The sequence below is a fragment of the Streptomyces sp. NPDC040610 genome (assembly GCF_055594065.1).
Window position 1 is genome coordinate 230,267 of sequence record NZ_JBVIXA010000007.1, and the last position, 20,783, is coordinate 251,049.

14 protein-coding genes and 1 tRNA gene are annotated in these 20,783 nt (G+C 70.5%); 9 read left to right on the forward strand and 6 right to left on the reverse strand.

Annotated elements, in window-relative coordinates; translation table 11 throughout:
- The first annotated feature begins 52 nt into the window (after nucleotides 1–52).
- Nucleotides 53–910 (forward strand): phytanoyl-CoA dioxygenase family protein, encoded by an 858-nt coding sequence (locus ACZ6AA_RS24720; protein WP_468454791.1) that lies wholly within the window; start codon nucleotides 53–55, stop codon nucleotides 908–910.
- On the opposite strand, the gene ACZ6AA_RS24725 is transcribed toward ACZ6AA_RS24720, so the two are convergent.
- Both ACZ6AA_RS24725 and ACZ6AA_RS24730 read right to left on the reverse strand, forming a co-directional pair.
- Nucleotides 850–1,995: a Gfo/Idh/MocA family protein gene (locus tag ACZ6AA_RS24725; RefSeq protein WP_471460002.1), complete on the reverse strand. Its 1,146-nt coding sequence runs from the start codon at nucleotides 1,993–1,995 to the stop codon at nucleotides 850–852. The genes ACZ6AA_RS24720 and ACZ6AA_RS24725 overlap by 61 nt on opposite strands.
- Before the next feature lie 22 nt (nucleotides 1,996–2,017).
- Nucleotides 2,018–3,040, reverse strand: coding sequence for a zinc-dependent alcohol dehydrogenase (locus tag ACZ6AA_RS24730; protein WP_468454787.1), 1,023 nt, complete (start codon nucleotides 3,038–3,040; stop codon nucleotides 2,018–2,020).
- Nucleotides 3,041–3,430: 390 nt separating this feature from the next.
- Here ACZ6AA_RS24730 and ACZ6AA_RS24735 point away from each other — a divergent pair, with 390 nt between their 5' ends.
- Nucleotides 3,431–4,960 carry a glycoside hydrolase family 3 protein gene (locus ACZ6AA_RS24735; RefSeq protein WP_471460004.1) on the forward strand — a complete coding sequence of 510 codons (1,530 nt, stop codon included), beginning with the start codon at nucleotides 3,431–3,433 and terminating at the stop codon, nucleotides 4,958–4,960.
- 692 nt (nucleotides 4,961–5,652) lie between these two features.
- Entirely contained in the window at nucleotides 5,653–6,876 is a 1,224-nt protein-coding gene (locus tag ACZ6AA_RS24740) for a cytochrome P450 (RefSeq protein WP_468454784.1), read from the forward strand.
- A 165-nt stretch (nucleotides 6,877–7,041) separates the two neighbouring features.
- Here ACZ6AA_RS24740 and ACZ6AA_RS24745 read toward each other — a convergent pair.
- A tRNA-Leu gene (locus ACZ6AA_RS24745) sits at nucleotides 7,042–7,126 on the reverse strand.
- 148 nt (nucleotides 7,127–7,274) lie between these two features.
- On the opposite strand from ACZ6AA_RS24745, the gene ACZ6AA_RS24750 reads away from it, so the two are divergent.
- Entirely contained in the window at nucleotides 7,275–8,609 is a 1,335-nt protein-coding gene (locus ACZ6AA_RS24750) for a DUF2254 domain-containing protein (RefSeq protein WP_468454782.1), read from the forward strand.
- A gap of 70 nt (nucleotides 8,610–8,679) precedes the next feature.
- Here ACZ6AA_RS24750 and ACZ6AA_RS24755 read toward each other — a convergent pair whose 3' ends face one another.
- The 3 genes from ACZ6AA_RS24755 to sucC form a co-directional block, all read right to left on the reverse strand.
- On the reverse strand, nucleotides 8,680–10,260 hold the full coding sequence (locus ACZ6AA_RS24755; protein WP_471460007.1) for an aldehyde dehydrogenase family protein: 1,581 nt from the start codon (nucleotides 10,258–10,260) through the stop codon (nucleotides 8,680–8,682).
- Nucleotides 10,261–10,416: 156 nt separating this feature from the next.
- Complete coding sequence (sucD, locus tag ACZ6AA_RS24760; protein ID WP_468454778.1) at nucleotides 10,417–11,304, reverse strand: succinate--CoA ligase subunit alpha; 888 nt, start codon at nucleotides 11,302–11,304, stop codon at nucleotides 10,417–10,419.
- A gap of 10 nt (nucleotides 11,305–11,314) precedes the next feature.
- The gene (gene sucC, locus ACZ6AA_RS24765; protein ID WP_468454776.1) at nucleotides 11,315–12,454 is read right to left on the reverse strand and encodes an ADP-forming succinate--CoA ligase subunit beta; all 1,140 of its coding nucleotides are present in this window, start codon (nucleotides 12,452–12,454) and stop codon (nucleotides 11,315–11,317) included.
- A gap of 167 nt (nucleotides 12,455–12,621) precedes the next feature.
- Between sucC and ACZ6AA_RS24770 the strand changes: the two genes are divergently transcribed.
- The 5 genes from ACZ6AA_RS24770 (at nucleotide 12,622) to ACZ6AA_RS24790 (ending at nucleotide 20,614) form a co-directional block, all read left to right on the forward strand.
- Nucleotides 12,622–14,313, forward strand: coding sequence for a thiamine pyrophosphate-binding protein (locus ACZ6AA_RS24770; protein ID WP_471460010.1), 1,692 nt, complete (start codon nucleotides 12,622–12,624; stop codon nucleotides 14,311–14,313).
- Nucleotides 14,314–14,325: 12 nt separating this feature from the next.
- Complete coding sequence (frc, locus tag ACZ6AA_RS24775) at nucleotides 14,326–15,555, forward strand: formyl-CoA transferase (protein WP_468483520.1); 1,230 nt, start codon at nucleotides 14,326–14,328, stop codon at nucleotides 15,553–15,555.
- 3 nt (nucleotides 15,556–15,558) lie between these two features.
- Complete coding sequence (locus tag ACZ6AA_RS24780; RefSeq protein ID WP_471460212.1) at nucleotides 15,559–17,712, forward strand: acetate--CoA ligase family protein; 2,154 nt, start codon at nucleotides 15,559–15,561, stop codon at nucleotides 17,710–17,712.
- Nucleotides 17,713–17,835: 123 nt separating this feature from the next.
- On the forward strand, nucleotides 17,836–19,224 hold the full coding sequence (locus ACZ6AA_RS24785) for an OFA family MFS transporter (protein ID WP_471460012.1): 1,389 nt from the start codon (nucleotides 17,836–17,838) through the stop codon (nucleotides 19,222–19,224).
- A gap of 1 nt (nucleotide 19,225) precedes the next feature.
- Nucleotides 19,226–20,614: an OFA family MFS transporter gene (locus ACZ6AA_RS24790; protein WP_468454768.1), complete on the forward strand. Its 1,389-nt coding sequence runs from the start codon at nucleotides 19,226–19,228 to the stop codon at nucleotides 20,612–20,614.
- Nucleotides 20,615–20,783: the final 169 nt, after the last annotated feature.

A 20,783-nucleotide genomic window follows, 5' to 3' on the forward strand; every position in this document is an offset into this window, starting at 1 on the left:
ACGACTTAAGCACTGGCGACCTGACGACGACCCCCTGACGTAAGGACTCCTCGTGAAGCTCTCGTCGAACGGCGTGCCCATACCCTTCTCCCCCGAGTTGTTCGGCCCGCTGCGCGCCACCGACCCCGATCGGATGCCGGACCCCGCCGCCCTGCGCGAGCGGCTGCACGCGGACGGATATCTGTATCTGCCGGACTTCCTCGACCGTGAGCAGGTGCTGCGGTTGCGCGCCAGGTACTTCTCCCAGTTGCCCCCGGGCTATCTCGCGCCGGGCACCAGCGCCCGCGACGGCGTGTTCTCCGGGCGGGTGCCCGACGGGCTGCCCGAGCACGGTGTGGCGGGGCATCCCGCGCACGCGTTCGTCCGCTCGGAGACCTTCGACCGCTTCCTCGACGACCCCCGGCTGCGCAAGCTGGCGGCCGATCTGCTCGACGGCGACGCCCGGATGCTGCCGCGCCGCATCCTGCGCCATTTCCACCGCGGCGTACGCCGGGCCTCACGGGCCCATGTCGACTTCGACTACATGGACGAGGGTTCGCCGCAGGTCGTCACGACCTGGATCCCGGTCGGCGACTGCCCGCCGCAGTCAGGTGCCCTTGTCTACCTGGAGGGGTCGCACGCGCTGCCGCCCGAGGCGTACGAGTCGCTGCGGGACACCACGGACCGGCCGGGCGACCGCCGTCAGATCTGTCACGACCTGGAGTTCACCGCGCGCAGCCTGGGCCGCCGCTGGCTGTGGACGGACTTCGCGGCGGGCGACGTCATGGTGCATGTGCCGCACATCATCCACGCCTCGCTGGACGCGACGACGGACGCGATGCGGCTGTCCATCGACACGCGTTTCATCCGTCAGTCGGACACGCCGGACCCGCGGTGGACACGGGCCTGGTCGGCGGACGACGGCGCCTGAGTCCCGGCTCGGCCGCCGCCCGTGCCGTCGACGGGCAGCGGCAGCCGGACGGGGCCGCCCGAGGCCGCGTCGGAGCGTTCCGCGGCCACGAGGACCTCGTCGACCAGACGGGCCTGCGCGAAGGGGCACACCGGTGGCCGCCCGGCCGCGACGGCGGCGACGAAGTCGGCGACGAGCGGCTGATGGGGGTTCGGGGCGGGCGGCAGGGTGAGCTGCCGCTCTCCCTCGGTGCCGTGGCGGTACAGGCGGCCCGAGTCGAGCGGGTCGAGGGTGAGTGTCCGCCCGCCCCCGCTCACCTCGAAGCGGTCCTCGGGCGGCTCCCCGCTCCACTCCGCGCGCACCCGTGCCCGCGTCCCCGAGGCCCACCGCAGCTCCACATCGGCCAGCCGCTCGGCGCCCTCCGGGAACCGGCGGCCGAGGCGGGCCCGCACCTCTTCAGGGCGCCCGAACAGCAGGTGGAGCAGGTCGAGCCGGTGGCTTCCTGCGTCGGCGAGCACCCCGCCGCCGGACAGGGCCGGGTCGGTCCGCCACCGCATCGGATGCCCGGGCCCGGGGTCGAACGCGCACCGGAACCGCACCTCCACCCGCTCCGGCGTCCACCCGCGCAGCTCCTCGCGCAGACGGCGCACGGCGGGGGCGAGCCTGCGGTAGTACGCGACCCCCGCACACGGCAGGCCGTCGGCACCGAGGCTCGCGTACACACCACCGTCACCACCGGCTCCCGGCCGTGGGCCACCGTCGACACCAGCCCCCGATCGCAAGCCACCGTCGACACCGGCCCCGGCACCCGGCCACAACCCTCCGGCCAACGGCTTCTCGACGAGTACAGGGAGACCCGCCCTCAACACCAGCCCGGCCAGCGGTACATGGTGGACAACAAGAGTGGCGACGTACACGGCGTCCACATCCTGGATCAACATGTCCACATCGTCGACGCCGACGGGCACCCCATGGCGGGCGGCGACGCGGGCCGCCCGCTCGCCGTCGCGGCCCCAGAGGCGCACCGGCTCCTCCCCGAGCGCCCGCAGCGCGGGCAGCACCCTCCGTTCCACGACGTCGCCGTACCCGGCGATCCCCCACCTCACCGGGCCCGCCCCCGTGCGCGGTTCACGGCACGATCGCCACCTTCAGCGTCTCGGGCGGCGGCCCGTCGAAGGGGGCGCGGTCCGCGTCCGGGTACAGGGACCTGCTGGCGGACAACTGCTCCATGGCCTTGGGGAGTTCATCGAGGGCGTACGTATGGGTGTGCAGGTCGGGCAGGCGCAGCGTCTCGTGGCCGTGGCGCAGGAGGCGTTCGGCGACGGCGAGGGCGTCGGCGCGTGCGGTGTCGACGGGTTCGGCGGAGCTGTGCACGCGCAGGCCCTTGCGTTCCCAGGTCACGAGGTCGACGGTGACGTGCGTGTCCACGTGGTGCGTGCCGAGCATGACGACCAGGCCGTTCTGCCGGACGAGGCCGACGCAGGCGTTGAGAGTGGTGGGGGTGCCGACGGCGTCGATGGCGACGTCGAACTCCTCCCCTCGCGCGGCGAAGCCCTCGCCAAGGGCCGCCAGCTGGGCGGAGCTGCCGTCGACCCGGTGCACCGCGTCGGCACCCGCGTTCCGGGACCGCTCCAGGCGCCAGTCGTCGAGGTCGGCGACGGCGACATGGGCCGCGCCTCGCCGCACGGCCATGCGCAGCGCCATCTGACCGACCGGCCCCTGGCCGAGGACGGCGACCCGGTCGCCGAGCCGGATGCCCCGGGTGGCGTGCACGGCCAGCGGCAGGAGCTGGAGGATGGAGCCCTGCTCGAAGGGGATGCCGTCGGGGAGCGCGCCGACGGCTATCTCGCGCGCGAGGGCGTACTCGGCGTACCCGCTCGTCAGCGGCGTACGTACGAAGACGCGCTGCCCGACGGTGACGCGCGTGACGCCGGGGCCGGCCGCCTCGACGACTCCGGCGATCTCGTGGCCGTAACAGCCGGTCGCACAGTGCTCTCTGAGGCCGTAGTAGTGGTAGTAAGCGAGGTCGCTGCGGTTGCAGACGCTGCACGAGCGGACCCGTACCAGGACCTGGCCGGGTCCGGGCTCGGGCACGGGGGCGTCGGTGACCAGCCTGATGTCGCGCCTGCCGACGAGTTCGTACCGCCGCACGGTGTGCCTCCTTCGCCCGTGGCCCTGGCCGGGCCGTGCCGCCTTCGCGGGAACGGCAGTTCGGGCCGTCCCGCTCCCGGGAATTCCACCGCGCGGACCCGCGTCGTACAAGGTGGCCTCCGGCGGCCGACGGGGCGGCCTGGCCTGATCGGTCCACGCCCGCACCCCATGCGGCCCGCCCGTCCCTGCACCCTCAAAACGCCTCTCCCATCTGCCGGTTCACCTTCCGTTTCCTGCGGGTTCGCACTCCTTGACAGCTCCAATTGGCCTGAGCCAACATCCGATTGGCCTGTACCAAGTCGCCCGGCGACCCGACCATCGCCATCGGCGCACTCTCACCCACCGGCCGGCCGCCGCCCGGTCAGCCATCCGCCCACCGGAGGTCCCGGCATGGTTTCGAGCAGTCACCCGAAGCTGGAGCAGCTCGCCAACTCCGTCCTTCAGCCGGGATTCGTGGGCACCACCGAGGCCCCGGACTGGCTGCGTCGCCGGATCGCCGACGGGCTCGGCGCCGTGGTGCTGTTCGGCCGCAACATCGTCGATCCCGCGCAGGTCGCCGCGCTCACCACATCGTTGCGCGCCGAGAACCCCGACCTGATCGTCGCCATCGACGAGGAGGCGGGCGACGTCACGCGCATGGAGGCGTGGACGGGCGCCTCGCGTCCGGGCAACCTCGCTCTCGGTGCCGTCGACGACGTCGACCTCACCGAGAGCGTCGCCCACGACATCGGCCGGGAACTCCACACGGCGGGTGTCTCGTTGAACTACGCACCGAGTGCCGACGTGAACTCCAATCCGCTCAACCCCGTCATCGGCGTCCGTTCCTTCGGCGCCCGCACCGACGTCGTCTCCCGCCACACCGCCGCCTGGATCCGCGGTCTGCAGGCGGCCGGCGTCGCCGCGTGCGCCAAGCACTTCCCGGGCCACGGCGACACCTCCGTCGACCCGCACTTCGGCCTGCCGCAGGTCCGGGGCACCGCCGCGGAGATCGCCCGCACGGCGCTGCCGCCCTTCATCGCCGCGACCGAGGCGGGCGTCCGGGCCATCATGACGGCCCACCTGGTGGTGCCCGCCTACGACCCCGGCCTGCCCGCGACGCTCAGCCCCCGCATCCTGAACGATCTGCTGCGCGGCGAGCTCGGCTTCGACGGCATGGTGGTCACGGACGGCATCGAGATGGGCGCGGTCACCGACCGGTACGGCATCGACGGGGCGACCGTCCGGGCTCTCGCGGGTGGCGTGGACGCGGTGTGCGTGGGCGGCGACAGCGCCGAGCAGTCCACGGTCGAGCTGCTCGCCGGGGCGCTCGTCAAGGCCGTGCTCGACGGGCGCCTCCCCGAGGAGCGGCTCACGGAGGCGAGCGGGCGGGTACGCGCGTTCGCCGCCTGGTCGGGCGAGCGATCACGGGCGGTGGCCCGGGCGGGCGACCGCTCGGACATCGGGCTCGTCGCGGCACGCCGCGCGGTTCGGGTGCGCCGGCGCGCCGACGCGTCGGAGTCTCTTCTTCCGCTTTCTGCGGCGCCGCATGTCGTGGAGCTGTCGCCGGTGATGAACCCGGCCGTCGACGGCGGCACCCCCTGGGGCGTCGCCGACCCACTGCGCGACCTGCGTCCCGACACCACGTCCGTGCGCCTCACCCAGTCCGAGCTCGACGGCCACGACGGCACGGACGAGGTCCTGGACCGCGCGGCCCTCGCACCCGCGGACGGGCGCGCCCTGGTGGTCGTCGTGCGCGACGCGGCCCGCCACCGGTGGATGGCGGACACCCTGGCCCGGCTGCTGCGCACTCGCCCGGACGCGCTGGTCGTGGAGATGGGCGTGCCGACGGGTGCCGCGCTCGGAGCCGTCCACATGATCACTCATGGCGCGACCCGGGCGTCGGGCATCGCGGTCGCCGAGATGCTCGCGGGCAGTGCCTGACAATACGGCCCTCACGGCAGGTTCCACGTAAATTCGCACACCCCACCAATCTCGCCCGGAGCGGTTCTGAAACCTGCCCGGAGAACTTCCGCGATAAGATTCCGTCAAGAGAAATGCAGGCCTTATTCAGGGGCGTCCCGGCGACCGGACAACTCTTTACGGGTCCTTAACGCGCAAGGTCGATAAGGCCGTGAATCGGGTACGTATTAGGAACGCGTTAGAAATTCCGACCTCGCCTCCGTGAGCCACGCACCGGCCAGACCCCGTGGCACGGTCCTCGAAAGAGGGCATTGCCCCCTTCGCCCCACGACGTCAGCCGCGGTTTCCCCCTTGTGGGGCCTGCGTCGTACAAGGAGTCAACCTCCCCGCGCGGCGTCGCGTCCCCATCCTGGCCCTCCGGCCAACCAGCCCCCGTGGCCCCCCAGTTACCGGGCCCGGAGAGCCGGAAGCGGCCCCTGGATATTCATCTCCACGCTGCTATGTTCTGGTTCAACATTGAGGGCCCCGAGAGGAAGTTGACGGCGAACCGGTCGCCGTGCGCACATTCTCTCGGTCGTGAGCCGGCAACTGCCCGGTTGATATCAACCGCATGCTCTTCTGCACCCTCGCGCCAAAACCCCGCCGGTCCGGCCCGGACGCAACCACACCCGCAAGGGCGGGGTTTTCCGCAGACCTAAGGAGATAGATTCATCGTGTCGGAGCAACTCGTCAGCCTGGCGCCCGAAACCATTAGCGACCCGACGAAATACGCGGATCTGCGCGAGAAGGGCCCGCTCGTCCATGTCTCCCTGCCCGGCCTGGAGACCCCGGTCTGGCTGGTCACGGGTTATGAGGACGCCAAGGACGCCCTGACCGACTCGCGTTTTGTGCGTGACGCCACCAAGCTGGCCGGCCAGGAGGGCCCCAGCATCGCGGACCAGATGATCGCGGCCTACGGCCTGCCCGCCGAGTACGCGCAGTACCTGGGCATCCTCGTGCTGTCCGACGGCGACGAGCACGCGCGGGTCCGCAACCTGCTCGTCCGCTCCTTCACGGCCCGCCGCGTCAACGCGCTGCGCCCCCAGCTGGAGCAGGTCACCGAGGCCATTTTCGAAGGACTCAAGGCCAAGGGCGAGGCCGACCTCGTCAGCGAGCTGGGCTACGCCATCGCCGCCACGGCGATCTGTGAGCTGATGGGCGTGGAGGCGGAGGACCAGCCGACCGTCCAGGGCTTCATCCAGGGCTATGCCTCCGGCGACCCGGAGCACTTCATCCCCGCCATCCAGGGCATCGTCGAGTACTGCAAGGCGCTGATCGAGAAGCGCCGCGCGGAGCCCGGCGAGGACCTGGTCTCCGGCCTGCTGCAGGACGAGGGTGACGACAAGCTCACCGAGACCGAGATCATCGCGGTCTTCCTGCTTTTGATCAACACGGGTATCGCGCCGCCCGCGCACTTCCTGAGCGAGGCCGTCCTTGCGCTGTTCGACCACCCGGAGGAGCTGGCCAAGCTGCGCGCGCAGCCGGAGCTGCTCGCCACCACGGCCGTCCCGGAGCTGCTGCGCTTCGCCAGCGCCGTGCCCATGGGCGCGCCGCTGTACGCGACCGAGGACCTGGAGTTCAAGGGCTGCCCGATCAAGCAGGGCGAGGTCGTCAACGCCTCGCTGCTCGGCGCCAACCACGACCCGGCCGAGTACACCGAGCCCACCAAGCTCGACATCTCCCGCAAGCTCGGCACCGGCGTGGGCCACATCGCCCTCGGTCACGGCCCGCACTACTGCATCGGCGCCTCCCTGGCGAAGCTGGAGACGGAGATCGTCCTCAACCAGCTCCTGCTCAAGCACGAGGGCCTGCGGCTCGCGGTGGACCGCAAGGACCTCCAGTACGCGCCGGTTCCGGGTGAGGGCATGCACCTCACCAGCCTGCCGGTGAAGTTCTGAGAGCTGAGGCACGTCTGACGGCGGCCGGCCGTCGAGCGTTCCGACACCTCCCCGGTGGAGGGTTCCTGGCGAGCCCTCCACCGGGGTTTTCGCTTGCCCCCTCCGCCAAGCGGGCCCGGAAACGCGAACATCCCCTGCGGGAGAACCCGCAGGGGATGTCGTCTGTGTCCGAGGGGGGACTTGAACCCCCACGCCCGATAAAGGGCACTAGCACCTCAAGCTAGCGCGTCTGCCATTCCGCCACCCGGACTAGGTGTCTGTCGCTCCGGGGTGTTTCCCTCGGCGACGAAGACAACAATACCAAGGTTTCGGAGTGCCTTTCACCTGCGTATCCGTGACGTCCGCCGGGTTGCCGCGCGGCGCGTGGCACGGTGTGCGAGCGCGCCTAAGGTTTCACCATGAGTGACGGTTTGCTTACCGGTTCTCCGGGTGAGGGGCGGGTCCGGCGGCCCCGGGTCCTTTCGCCGCTGCGCGAGCATCTGCGGGACACGATGTGGTTCGCGCCCACGGTGGGGCTGATCGGCTCCCTGCTGCTGTGGTGGGCGGCCTCGGAGGTGGACGCGGAGCTGGTGCGGCTCCTCCAGGACGACGAGGAGTACGACACCCTGAAGGACCTGAACCAGCTCGCCGAGGACGCCAAGGCGGTCATCAGCACCATCAGCTCGGCGATGATGACGTTCATCGGTGTCGTCTTCAGCATCTCGCTGGTGGCGGTGCAGATGGCCAGCGGCCAGTTCAGTCCGCGGGTGGTGCGGCTCTACGTCCGCTCCCGGATCACGAAGATCACGCTGACGGTCTTCCTCGCGACGTTCCTGTTCTCCCTGATGACGCTGACGTCCTTCGACAGCGAGCAGGATCCGCGCCTGCTGACGAACGTGCCGCTGATCGAGGGCCTGCTCGCGGTCCTCATGGTGCTCCTGAGCCTGCTCCTGTTCGTCGCGTACGTGAACGGCACGCTGCGCATGATGCGCGTCGGCTTCGTGATCGACCGGATCGCACGGGAGGCGTTCCGGGTCGCCGTGCGGCATCCGACCGAGGGGGAACTCGACGACGACCGTCTCGGGCCCGAGACGGCCCGGATCACCCATGACGGCCGGGCCGGGGTGCTGCGGGACGTGCACATCGCGCGGGTGGTGCGGGCCGCTCGGCGGCAGGGGGTCGTGCTGCGGCTGCTGCCGCGCATCGGGGACTTCATGGTGCCGGGCACACCCGTGTTCGCGGTGTACGGCGGTCCCGCGCCCGGCCGCCGCGCGCTGCGCTACGCGGTGTCGGTCGGCGTGGAGCGGACCTTCCACCAGGACCTCGGCTTCGGGCTCCGGCAGCTGTCCGACATCGCGCTGCGGGCGCTGTCCCCGGCGGTGAACGACCCCACGACCGCCGTGCAGGCCCTGGACCGGATCGTGCAGTTCCTGGCGTCGGTCGCCCGCTACCCGCTGGGCGCGCTGCGCCACCGCGACCGGCGCGGGGCGGTGCGGCTCGTGCAGCCGGTGCCCGACTGGCAGGACCTGGTGGACCTCGGGCTCGCCGAGATCCGTGGCTGCGCGGCCGCGCATCCCCAGGTCACCCGGCGCATGCTGGCCGGGATCGACGATCTCCTCCTGCTCGCGCCCGAAGGCCGCAGGGCGCCGCTTCTGCGGCACCGGGCGCTCCTGGAACAGGCGGTGGAGCGCCAGGTGCCGGAGGCAGCGGACCGCGACTTCGCGCTGCTGCCGGACCGCCAGGGCATCGGCTAGCGACCGACACGCTCAGGCCGTGGGATGGGGGTACGGCACCACACCCCCGTACCCCCGCCCCACCCCCGGCTCAGGCCATCAGGTGGTAGCTGGGGAAGTTCCCCGGCGCCCGCTCCCCCGCCGCGCCCTGGGTGACGGCCCGCACCAGCAGTTCCCCGCCGACGAACGCGCCGCGCCAGGACGCGCCGAAGCCGCCGAACAGCTCGTCGCGGTCCCCGCGGGAGCGGGGTTTGCCCCGGCCGGTCTTGAACGCCCGGATCTGCGGCGCCAACCGGTCGTACGTCTCCGGGTCGTCGGTGGACAGCGTGGCGACCAGCGCGCCGTTGGAGGCGTTCATGGCGGCGAGCAGCTCCGCCTCGGTGTCGACGAGCACGATCGTGTCGACCGGGCCGAACGGCTCCGCGTGGTGCAGCGGAGACGACGGCGGCGGCGCGAGGAGCGTGACCAGCTGGACGTACGCGGAGGTGTCCTGGCCGGGCAGGAAGCGGTCGTTGTCGGGGGTTCCGCGGTACAGCGGCACGGCGCCGCGGTTGACGGCTTCCGCGACCTGATCGGTCAGCTCCTTGGCCTTGGCCGCGTTGATCAGTGGGCCGAAGTCCAGTTGCGGGAACGGGTCCTCGGGCCCGGCTACGGCGAGCGGGTGGCCGACGCGCACCGTCCGCACCGCGGGCAGATAGGCGGCGAGGAAGGAGTCGAACAGCTCGCGCTGGACGACGAAGCGGGGGTAGGCCGTGCAGCGCTGCTTGCCGTAGTCGAAGAGCTTGGGGATCACCGCGCCCAGCGCGTCCCAGTCGCTGTAGTTCCAGATGCCCCAGGTGTTCAGTCCCTCCTGTTCGAGGATGTGTCGTTTGCCGAGGTCGGCGACGGCCGTGGCGACCGCCGCGCCCGTGTCCCGGCCGCCGACGAAGGAGACGCAGCCGATCTCGGGGGCGCGCACGAGCGCTTCGGACAGCTCGCCGCCGCTGCCGCTGACGAGGGTGACGGGAATCCCTTCGCGGGCGGCGAGGGCGCACGCGAGGGTGAGACAGGAGACGCCGCCGTCGGTCGGGGTCTTGGCGATGACCGCGTTGCCTGCCAGTGCCTGTACCAGCATTGCGTGAACGAGCACGCTCATCGGATAGTTCCAGCTCGCGATGTTCGAGACGGGCCCGTCCAACGGAGCCCTGCCCTCGGCCATCGGCTCGATGCCCTCGACGTACCAGCGCACGCCGTCGATGGCCCGGTCCACGTCGGCCTGCGCGAGCCGCCAGGGCTTGCCGATCTCCCAGACGAGCAACAGGGCCAGGAGTTCCCGGTGTTCGGTGAGGCTGTCGAGGGTGGCGGCGACGCGGGCGCGGCGCTCGGGCAGCGGGACGTGGCGCCAGGCCCGGTGCTGGTCGAGCGAGGCGCGTACGGCTCGGCGTGCGGCGTCGGCGTCGAGTCGGGGCGGGCCCGCGATGGGGCTCGCGTCGACGGGGCTGGTGGCGGGCAGGGGGCGGCCGTCGGGGCGCCAGCCGCCGTGCCACAGGTTCAGCACGCGGTCGTCCCTGAAGGCCTCGGGGGCGACGGTGAGGCAGCGCTCCCAGGCCTGGGTCCAGGCCGTTCCGGCCTTGAGGACGCGCGGGGCGCGGGGGTCGTCGGGGACGGAGGGGGTGTCGAGGGTGGGTGCCATTGGGTTCTCTCCGCTCACGGTGCACAGTCGGGGCGGGGGGGCATGGCTGCGCGTACGGGACGGCGGTGGCCGCGGTCTTCGTACGTCGTTCGGGGACGGTAGTGGAGTCGCGGCCAGTCACCTATGAGTGACGTCACTTCCGGCCGGGTCGAGGTGTCAGCGCGACGCCGCCGCGAGTCGTTCCAGGACCAACTGGGCGGTCTCCGTAGGGGTGTTGCCGACCTGGACCCCGACGGCCTCCAGTGCGGTCTTCTTCGCGCGGGCGGTACCGGACGTACCGGAGACGATGGCACCCGCGTGCCCCATCGTCCGGCCCTCGGGCGCGGTGAACCCGGCGATGTAGGCGACGACGGGCTTGCTCACGGACTCCTTGATGTAGGCCGCCGCGCGCTCTTCCGCGTCGCCGCCGATCTCGCCGATGAGAACGATCAGTTCGGTGTCGGGGTCGGCCTCGAAGGCGGCGAGGCAGTCGATGTGGGTGGTGCCGACGACGGGGTCGCCGCCGATGCCGACGCAGGTGGAGAAGCCGGTGTCGCGCAGTTCGTACATGAGCTGGTAGGTGAGGGTTCCGGATTTGGAGACCAGGCCGACGCGGCCGGGCTTGGTGATGTCGGCGGGGATGATGCCGGCGTTGCTCTGGCCCGGTGAGATCAGGCCGGGGCAGTTGGGGCCGATGACGCGGGTGCCGTGCCGCTGGGCGTACGCGTGGAAGGCGACGGAGTCGTGGACGGGAATGCCCTCGGTGATGACGACGGCGAGGCCGATCCCTGCGTCCGCCGCCTCCATGACCGCGGCCTTGCTGAAGGCGGGCGGCACGAAGACGACGGTGACGTCCGCGCCGGTGGCGTCCATGCCGTCGCGCACGGAGCCGAAGACGGGCACCGCGCGGTCGTCGAAGTCGACGCTTCGCCCCGCCTTGCGCGGGTTGACGCCGCCGACCACGCCCGTGCCGGCCGCGAGCATGCGGCGGGTGTGCTTCATGCCCTCGCCCCCGGTCATGCCCTGGACGAGGACCTTGCTCTCCTTGGTCAGATAGATGGCCATGGCCGGCTCCTCAGGCTGCGTGGGCGAGTTCGGCGGCGCGGCGCGCGGCGCCGTCCATGGTGGTGGCCTGCTCGACCAGCGGGTGAGCGCGTGCGTCGAGGACGGCACGCCCCCGCGCGGCGTTGTTGCCGTCGAGCCGGACGACGAGGGGCTTGGTCAGGCGTACGGACTCCAGGGCCCGCACGATGCCGTCGGCGACCGCGTCGCAGGCGGTGATGCCGCCGAAGACGTTCACGAACACGGCGGTGACGGACGGGTCGGAGAGGATGACCGAGAGACCGTCGGCCATGATCTGCGCGGAGGCGCCGCCGCCGATGTCCAGGAAGTTGGCGGGCCGCGCGCCGCAGCCCGCGACGACGTCGAGGGTGGACATGACGAGGCCGGCGCCGTTGCCGATGACGCCGACCTCGCCGTCGAGCTTGACGTAGTTGAGGCCCTTGGTGGCCGCGGCCGCCTCCAGTTCGTCGGCCTCCTCATCGTGCGTCGGGCCGTGCGCGCCCCAACGGGTCTGCCGGAAGCGCGCGTTGTCGTCGAGGGTCACTTTTCCGTCAAGTGCGAGGATCTGCCCCTGCGCGGTGCGCACGAGCGGGTTCACCTCGACGAGCAGCGCGTCTTCCCTGATCAGCACGTTCCACAGGGCGGTCAGGGTGTCGGCGGCGGCTTCGGGCAGCCCGGCCGCGGCGGCGATCTCCGCGGCCTTCTCGCGGGGCACGCCCTCGAAGGGGTCGATCGCCGTCCGGAGCACGGCCTCGGGCCGGGTGGCGGCCACCTCCTCGATGTCCATGCCGCCCTCGGCGGAGGCGATCGCGAGGAATCGCCCCTGGGAGCGGTCGAGTGCGTACGAGACGTAGAACTCGCTGTCGATGTCGACGGGTTGGGCGAGCATCACCGTGCGGACCGTGTGGCCCTTGATGTCCATGCCCAGGATCTGCCGGGCGGTAAGCTCCGCGGCGGCCGGGTCGCGGGCGAACTTCACGCCGCCCGCCTTGCCCCTGCCTCCGGTCTTGACCTGCGCCTTCACGACGACGCGGCCGCCGAGGCGTTCGGCGCTCGCGCGGGCCCGCTTGGCCGAGTCGGCGACTTCGGCGCGCGGCACCAAGATGCCGTATTCCTCGAAGAGTTCCCTTGCCTGGTGCTCGTACAGGTCCATTGCCGGCTCCTGTCTGGAAAGTGCCGCACGCCCCCTGGACACCACCCACCGGATGCGGGATAACAAGCTTCATACAGTATTCGTCGACTGTATGCAATGTACTGTGAGGGCGCCCCGAGCGCGGACGAGCGCACTCCAACTCCCCTACGAAGGGACAGGACTTCGCCATGCCCGACGACAGCAGCGACAACAACACCCTCATCTCCGGTGGGCATCTGGTCGCCAAAGCACTCAAGGCGGAGGGCGTGGAGGTCATCTACACCCTCTGCGGCGGACACATCATCGACATCTACGACGGCTGCGTCGACGAGGGGATCGACGTCGTCGACGTACGCCATGAGCAGGTCGCCGCACACGCGGCCGACGGATACGCACGCATCACCGGCAAGCCCGGCTGCGCCGTGGTGACGGCGGGGCCGGGCACCACCGACGCCGTCACGGGCGTCGCGAACGCCTTCCGCGCGGAGTCCCCGATGCTGCTGATCGGCGGCCAAGGGGCCCACACCCAGCACAAGATGGGCTCACTGCAGGACCTGCCGCACGTCGACATGATGATGCCCATCACCAAGTTCGCCGCGACCGTGCCGGACACCGCGCGCGCGGCCGACATGGTGTCCATGGCGTTTCGCGAGTGCTACCACGGCGCTCCGGGGCCCTCCTTCCTGGAGATCCCCCGCGACGTGCTCGACGCCAAGGTCCCCGCCGACACAGCGCGCGTCCCGCGCGCGGGCCGCTATCGCGCCTCGACCCGCTCGGCCGGCGACCCCGAAGCGATCGAGAAGCTCGCCGACCTCCTCGTCCACGCCGAGAAGCCCGCCATCCTGCTCGGCAGCCAGGTGTGGACGACCCGGGGGACCGCGGCGGCCACCGAACTGGTCCGCACCCTGAACGTGCCCGCCTACATGAACGGGGCGGGACGCGGCACCCTGCCCCCCGGAGACCCGCACCACTTCCAGCTGTCGCGCCGCTACGCCTTCTCCAACGCCGACCTCATCGTCATCGTCGGCACGCCCTTCGACTTCCGCATGGGGTACGGCAAGCGGCTCTCCCCGGAGGCGACGGTCGTCCAGATCGACCTCGACTACCGCACCGTGGGCAAGAACCGCGACATCGACCTCGGCATCGTCGGCGACGCCGGGCTCGTCCTGAAGTCCGTCACGGAGGCGGCGTCCGGGCGCGTCAACGGGGGCGCGTCCCGGCGCAAGGAATGGCTCGACGAGCTGCGGGCCGCCGAGCAGACAGCCCTCGACAAGCGGCTGCCGAGCCTGAGGTCCGACGCCTCGCCGATCCATCCGTACCGCCTGGTGAGCGAGATCAACGACTTCCTCACCGAGGACTCGATCTACATCGGCGACGGCGGCGACATCGTCACCTTCTCCGGGCAGGTCGTCCAGCCCAAGGCCCCCGGGCACTGGATGGACCCCGGCCCGCTGGGCACGCTCGGCGTCGGCATCCCCTTCGTGCTCGCCGCCAAGCAGGCGCGGCCCGACAAGGAGGTGGTCGCGCTCTTCGGAGACGGCGCCTTCAGCCTCACCGGCTGGGACTTCGAGACGCTCGTGCGCTACAACCTGCCGTTCGTCGGCATCGTCGGCAACAACTCCTCCATGAACCAGATCCGTTACGGCCAGAAGGCCAAGTACGGCACGGAGCGCGAGCGGGTCGGCAACACCCTCGGAGACGTCCACTACGACAAGTTCGCCCAGATGCTCGGCGGTCACGGCGAAGAGGTCCGCGACCCCGCCGACATCGGCCCCGCGCTGCGCCGCGCCCGCGAGTCCGGCAAGCCCTCCCTGATCAACGTGTGGGTCGACCCGGACGCGTACGCCCCCGGAACCATGAACCAGACGATGTACAAGTGAGGTGACACGGACGTGACCAAGGCTCTCGAAGGAATCCGCGTCCTGGACATGACGCACGTCCAGTCCGGCCCCTCCGCCACCCAGCTGCTCGCCTGGCTCGGCGCGGATGTGGTGAAACTGGAGGCACCGACCGGCGACATCACGCGCAAGCAGCTGCGCGACCTGCCGGACGTGGACTCGCTCTACTTCACGATGCTCAACTGCAACAAGCGGAGCATCACCCTCAACACCAAGACCGAGCGCGGCAAGGAACTCCTCACGGAGCTGATCCGCCGCGCGGACGTGATGGTCGAGAACTTCGGCCCGGGCGCCGTCGACCGCATGGGCTTCACCTGGGAGCGCATCCAGGAGATCAACCCGCGTGTCGTCTACGCCTCGATCAAGGGCTTCGGAGACGGCCCCTACACCAACTTCAAGGCCTACGAAGTCGTCGCCCAGGCCATGGGCGGCTCCATGTCGACCACCGGCTTCGAGGACGGCCCGCCGCTGGCCACCGGCGCGCAGATCGGCGACTCCGGGACCGGCATCCACGCCGTCGCGGGCATTCTCGCCGCCCTCTTCCAGAGGGAGAACACCGGCCGCGGACAGCGCGTGAACGTCGCCATGCAGCACGCCGTCCTCAACCTGTGCCGCGTCAAGCTGCGCGACCAGCAGCGCCTCGCGCACGGGCCTCTCGCCGAGTACCCGAACGAGGACTTCGGGGACGAGGTGCCCCGCTCCGGGAACGCCTCCGGCGGCGGACAGCCCGGCTGGGCCGTCAAGTGCGCCCCGGGAGGGCCCAACGACTACGTGTACGTCATCGTGCAGCCCGTCGGATGGAGGCCCATCACGGAGCTCATCGGGCGCCCCGAACTCGCCGACGACCCCGAGTGGGCCACCCCCGAGGCGCGGCTGCCGCAGCTCACCAAGATGTTCCAGCTGATCGAGGAGTGGTCCTCGACGCTGCCCAAGTGGGAGGTCCTCGAGCGCCTCAACGCCCACAACATCCCGTGCGGCCCGATCCTGTCGACCAGGGAGATCATCGAGGACGCCTCGCTAGTCGCCAACGAGATGGTCGTCGAGGTCCCGCACCCCGAGCGCGGCGCGTTCACCACCGTCGGCTCGCCGCTCAAGCTCTCCGACTCCCCCGTGGACGTGGTCAGTTCGCCGCTGCTCGGCGAGCACAACGAAGAGGTCTTCATCGGCGAGCTCGGCCTCGGGGACGAGGAACTGCGCCTGCTCAAGTCGAACGGAGTGATCTGATTGCTGGCCGAAGACCGCAGGGAGCGGGTGCGCGCGCTCCTGGACTCCGTGCGCGCCAAGGGGCGTACGGCGCTCACGGCGCCGGAGGGCAAGGTCATCGCGGACGCGTACGGAATCGCGGTGCCCGGGGAGGAACTGGCGCGGGACGTCGACGAGGCGGTGGCGTGCGCGGCGCGCTTCGGGAGGCCCGTCGTCATGAAGATCGTGTCGCCGGACATCCTGCACAAGACCGACGCGGGCGGCGTGGTCGTGGGCGTGGAGGGTGCCGCGGACGTTCGGGAGACCTTCCATCGGATCGTCGCCAACGCGCGTGCGTACGCGCCCGCTGCGCGCGTGGACGGCGTTCAGGTGCAGGAGCTGCTGCCGTCGGGTCCCGGCGCCCAGGAGGTGATCGTCGGGGCGGTCACCGATCCGACGTTCGGGAAGGTCGTCGCGTTCGGTCTGGGCGGTGTCCTGGTGGAGGTCCTCAAGGACGTCACGTTCCGGCTCGCGCCCGTCGACGCCGACGAGGCCCGGTCGATGCTCGACTCCATCCGGGCGGCCGAGGTCCTGCGCGGTGTGCGGGGCGCGCCGGGCGTCGACCGCTGGGCGCTGGCCGAGCAGATACGCCGGGTGTCCGAGCTGGTCACCGACTTCCCCGAGATCGCGGAGGTCGACCTCAATCCGGTCGTCGCGACCCCCCAGGGCGCACTCGCCGCGGACATCCGCGTCATCCTCGCCACCGAGGCCCCCAAGGGGCGGCGCACGTACACGCGCGCGCAGATGCTGGCTTCGATGCGGCGCCTCATGCAGCCCCGCTCCGTCGCCGTCATCGGCGCCTCCAACGAGGCGGGCAAGATCGGCAATTCGGTGATGCGCAACCTCATCGACGGCGGCTTCACCGGGGAGATCCACCCGGTGAACCCCAAGGCCGATGACATTCTGGGCCGCAAGGCGTACAAGAGTGTCACGGACGTCCCTGGTGAGGTGGATGTGGCGGTCTTCGCGATCCCCGCCAAGTTCGTCGCGTCCGCTCTGGAGGAGGTCGGGCGCAAGGGCGTCCCGAATGCGGTCCTCATTCCCTCGGGGTTCGCCGAGACCGGTGAACAGGCCCTCCAGGACGAGATCGTGGCGATCGGCGAGCGGCACGGGGTGCGGCTTCTCGGTCCGAACATCTACGGCTACTACTCGACGTGGCAGGACCTGTGCGCCACGTTCTGCACGCCGTACGACGTGAAGGGCGGGGTCGCGCTCACCTCGCAGTCCGGCGGCATCGGGATGGCGATCCTGGGCTTCGCCCGGGCCACGAAGACGGGTGTCTCGGCGATCGTCGGGCTCGGCAACAAGGCGGACCTCGACGAGGACGACCTGCTGACGTGGTTCGGCGAGGACCCCAACACGCAGTGCATCGCCATGCACCTGGAGGACCTCAAGGACGGCAGGGCCTTCGTGGAGGCCGCGCGGGCCACCGTACCGAAGAAGCCCGTCGTGGTCCTCAAGGCGGGACGGACCGCCGCGGGGGCCAGGGCCGCCGGATCGCACACGGGCGCCCTCGCGGGCGACGACGCCGTCTACGACGACATCCTGCGGCAGGCCGGAGTCATCAGGGCCCCTGGGCTGAACGAGATGCTGGAGTACGCGCGGGCGCTGCCGGTCCTGCCGACGCCCCAGGGCGACAACGTCGTCATCATCACCGGGGCGGGCGGCTCGGGCGTGCTGCTCTCCGACGCGGTGACCGACAACGGCCTGCGGCTGATGGACATCCCGCCCGACCTGGACGCGGCCTTCCGTGCGTTCATCCCGCCGTTCGGCGCGGCCGGGAACCCCGTCGACATCACCGGCGGCGAGCCCCCCTCGACGTACGAGGCGACGATCCGGCTCGGCCTGGAGGATCCGCGCGTCCACGCGCTCGTACTGGGCTACTGGCACACCATCGTCACCCCTCCCATGGTCTTTGCAGAACTAACGGCCCGCGTGATCGCCGAGTTCCGCGAGCGGGGCATCGACAAGCCGGTCGTCGCGTCGCTCGCGGGCGACGTCGAGGTGGAGGAGGCCTGCCAGTACCTCTTCGAGCGGGGGGTCGTGGCCTACCCCTACACCACGGAGAAGCCGGTCGCCGTGCTCGGCGCGAAGTACCGCTGGGCGCGCGCCGCGGGACTCCTTGGGGGCGGTCGATGACATGACCGGCGCGCGGGCCGGCCGACGGTGCACGTCGGCCGGCCCGGGGCCCGAACGCGCACGAAAGGGATTGGACAGGGGGCGCTGGCCAGGAACTTTTCGACGCAAGGGGTGCTGAGTGACATGACGACAACCGACATATCCAGGCCCGTCGCCTACCAGGAGGTGACGGACGCCAACGGCCGGATGTACCGGGTCGGCGAGACCGACATCGACATCATGGGCCGCAAACGCAAGTGGATGGTCATCCTGCCATGGGTGGGCATGATGGGCATCAGCTCGGCCGAGTACGCGTTCGCGTCCGCCGAGGACACACTGCACACCGCGCACAGCTGGAGCAGCCTGCACATCTTCTGGATGCTGGGCGTCTGGGTCTTCTTCCAGGCGGCCGTGGCCTTCCCCGCGGGCAAGCTCCGTGAGAGCGGGAAGCTCCCGGCCCGCTGGGCGATGATGATCGGCGCGTGCGGCACCCTCTTGGGATATCTATCGCTTGCCTTGGCACCACATGTGGTCGTCGCCTACATCGGGTTCGGCATGTTCAGCGGCATGGGTGCCGGGATGGTGTACGCGACCTGCGTGAACATGGTCGGCAAGTGGTATCCGGAGCGCAAGGGCGGCAAGACCGGCTTCGTCAACGGCGGATTCGCCTACGGCTCGGTGCCGTTCGTCTTCATCTTCACCGGCTTCATGGACCTGTCCAACTTCCGTTGGGTGCTGATGTCCGTGGGGCTCTTCCTGGCGGCGACGGTCGCCGTGGCCGGGCACTTCTTCCAGGACCCGCCGAAGAACTGGTGGCCCGCCGACGTGGACCCGCTGCGCCCGCCGGACGACCCACGGGCCCGGCGCGCCCTGCGGATGAACCCGCCCGCCGTACGGCAGTACACCCCCAAGGAGGCCTGGCAGACCGGCCGCGTCGGACTGATGTGGTTCTGCCTGCTGTGCACCTCGGGTGTGAACATCTTCGGCATCGCGTTCCAGGTGGATATCGGGGAGGACGCCGGTTTCGCGGGCGGAATCGTCGCCACGGCCATGTCCCTGAAAGCCATCGTCAACGGCACCGGACGGGGCGTCATCGGCTGGCTCTCGGACCGCTACGGACGCAAGCGCTGCCTGATCTTCGTCTGTATCGTCCTCGGCCTCGCGCAGTACGGCATCCTCTGGTCAGCCGAGATCAAGAACCTGCCGCTGTTCCTGATCTTCTCCAGTATCTCCGGCTTCGGCGGCGGCGCCATCTTCCCGATGTTCGCGGCCATGACGGCGGACTACTTCGGAGAGAACAACAACGCCTCCAACTACGGCCTGGTCTACAGCTCGAAGCTGGTCTCCGGCCTGCTCGGCTCCGGTATGGGCGCCGTGGTGGTGAGCAACTGGGGCCACACCGGGGCGTTCACCCTGGCCGGATCGATATCCCTGTTCGCCGGCTTCGTCGCGCTCTTCCTGTCGCAACCCGGCAGGCCGAACCCCAAGGACATCAACCCCAATCCACAACCCCTAGGTGAGGAGATGGCTTGATATGACGGCGGAGCCCTTCGCCGCGAGCGGCGCGTCCGGCCGCGCGGACGCGTCGTACAAGAAGTTCCGGGAGGTCACGGACGCGCGCGGACGCGTCTACCGCATCGGTGAGAGCGACCGGGACATCCTCGGTCGGCCACGCTGGACGATGGTGGTCCTCCCCTGGGTGGCCATGATCGCCATCAGTGTCTTCGAGTACGCCTACGGAGCGGCCGAGGACACCCTGTCCGCGGCGCACCACTGGTCGTCGTCGAACACCTTCTGGGTGCTGAGCGTGTGGATCTTCTTCCAGGCGGGCGTCTCCTTCCCCGCCGGGAAGCTCCGCGAGAAGGGCATCCTGACCAGCCGCAAGGCCATGCTCACGGGATCGGTCCTGTCGCTGCTCGGGTTCGTCAGCCTCAGCCATGCACCCAACGTGGCGGCCGCGATGGTCGGCTTCGGCCTGCTCGGCGGGGTCGGCTCCGGGCTGATCTACTCGACGTGCGTGAACATGGTCGGCAAGTGGTACCCAGAGCGGCGCGGCGGCAAGACGGGCTTCGTCAACGGAGGCTTCGCCTACGGAGCAGTGCCTTTCATCTTCCTGTTCTCCTACGGTTTCGACACCTCCAACTACCGCACGGTGCTGGATCTCGTCGGCTTCTATGTGCTCGCCGTGACCCTGGTGGCGGGCCTGTTCTTCAAGGACCCGCCGAAGAACTGGTGGCCGTCCGACATCGATCCGCTGCGGCCCGCCGCCGACCCGCGCACCGCCGTGGCACTCGCCAAGAACCCCCCGGCGGTCGCCCAGTTCACCCCCGGGGAGGCGTTACGCACCGGCGTCGTGCCGCTCATGTGGGTGTGCATGCTGTGCTGCGCCGGAGTGTCGATCTTCGGGATCTCCTTCCAGGTGCCGTTCGCCAAGGACATGGGGTTCGGTCCACTGATCGCGGCGTCGTCGATGGGTGTCATGTCGGTGATCAACGGTACGGGGCGGGGCGTCGTGGGCTGGCTCTCCGACCGTCTCGGCCGCCGGTACACCCTCACGTACGTCTGTCTGACGCTCGCTGTCGCGCAGTTCGGTGTCCTGTGGGCGGGCGAGATGCACAACCAGCCGCTGTTCCTGGTCTTCGCCTTCCTGTCCGGCTTCGCCGGTGGCGCGTTCTATCCGCTGTTCGCCGCGCTCGTCCCCGACTACTTCGGAGAGAACAACAACGCGTCCAACTACGGCATGGTCTACAGCGCGAAGCTCGTCAGCGGTCTCTTCGGAGGCGGCCTCGGCGCGATGGTCGTGGACTCCTGGGGTTATGTCGGCGCCTATGTGATGGCCGGTGGGGTGTCGCTGCTCGCGGCTGCCCTCTCGCTGCTGCTGCACCAGCCCGGGGCGCCACGCGCGCGAACTGCCACGGTGTGACGTCCAGCCGGCGCACCAGGCCGGTGTTCCAGGGGGAGGGGGGGGGGGGGGGGGGGGGGGGGGGGGGGGGAGGGGGAGAGGGGGGGGGGGGAGGGGGAGGGGGGGGGGAGGGGGGGGGGGGAAAAAAATAGAGGGAGGGAGATACAAAGAAAGAGCAACAAACACGCCA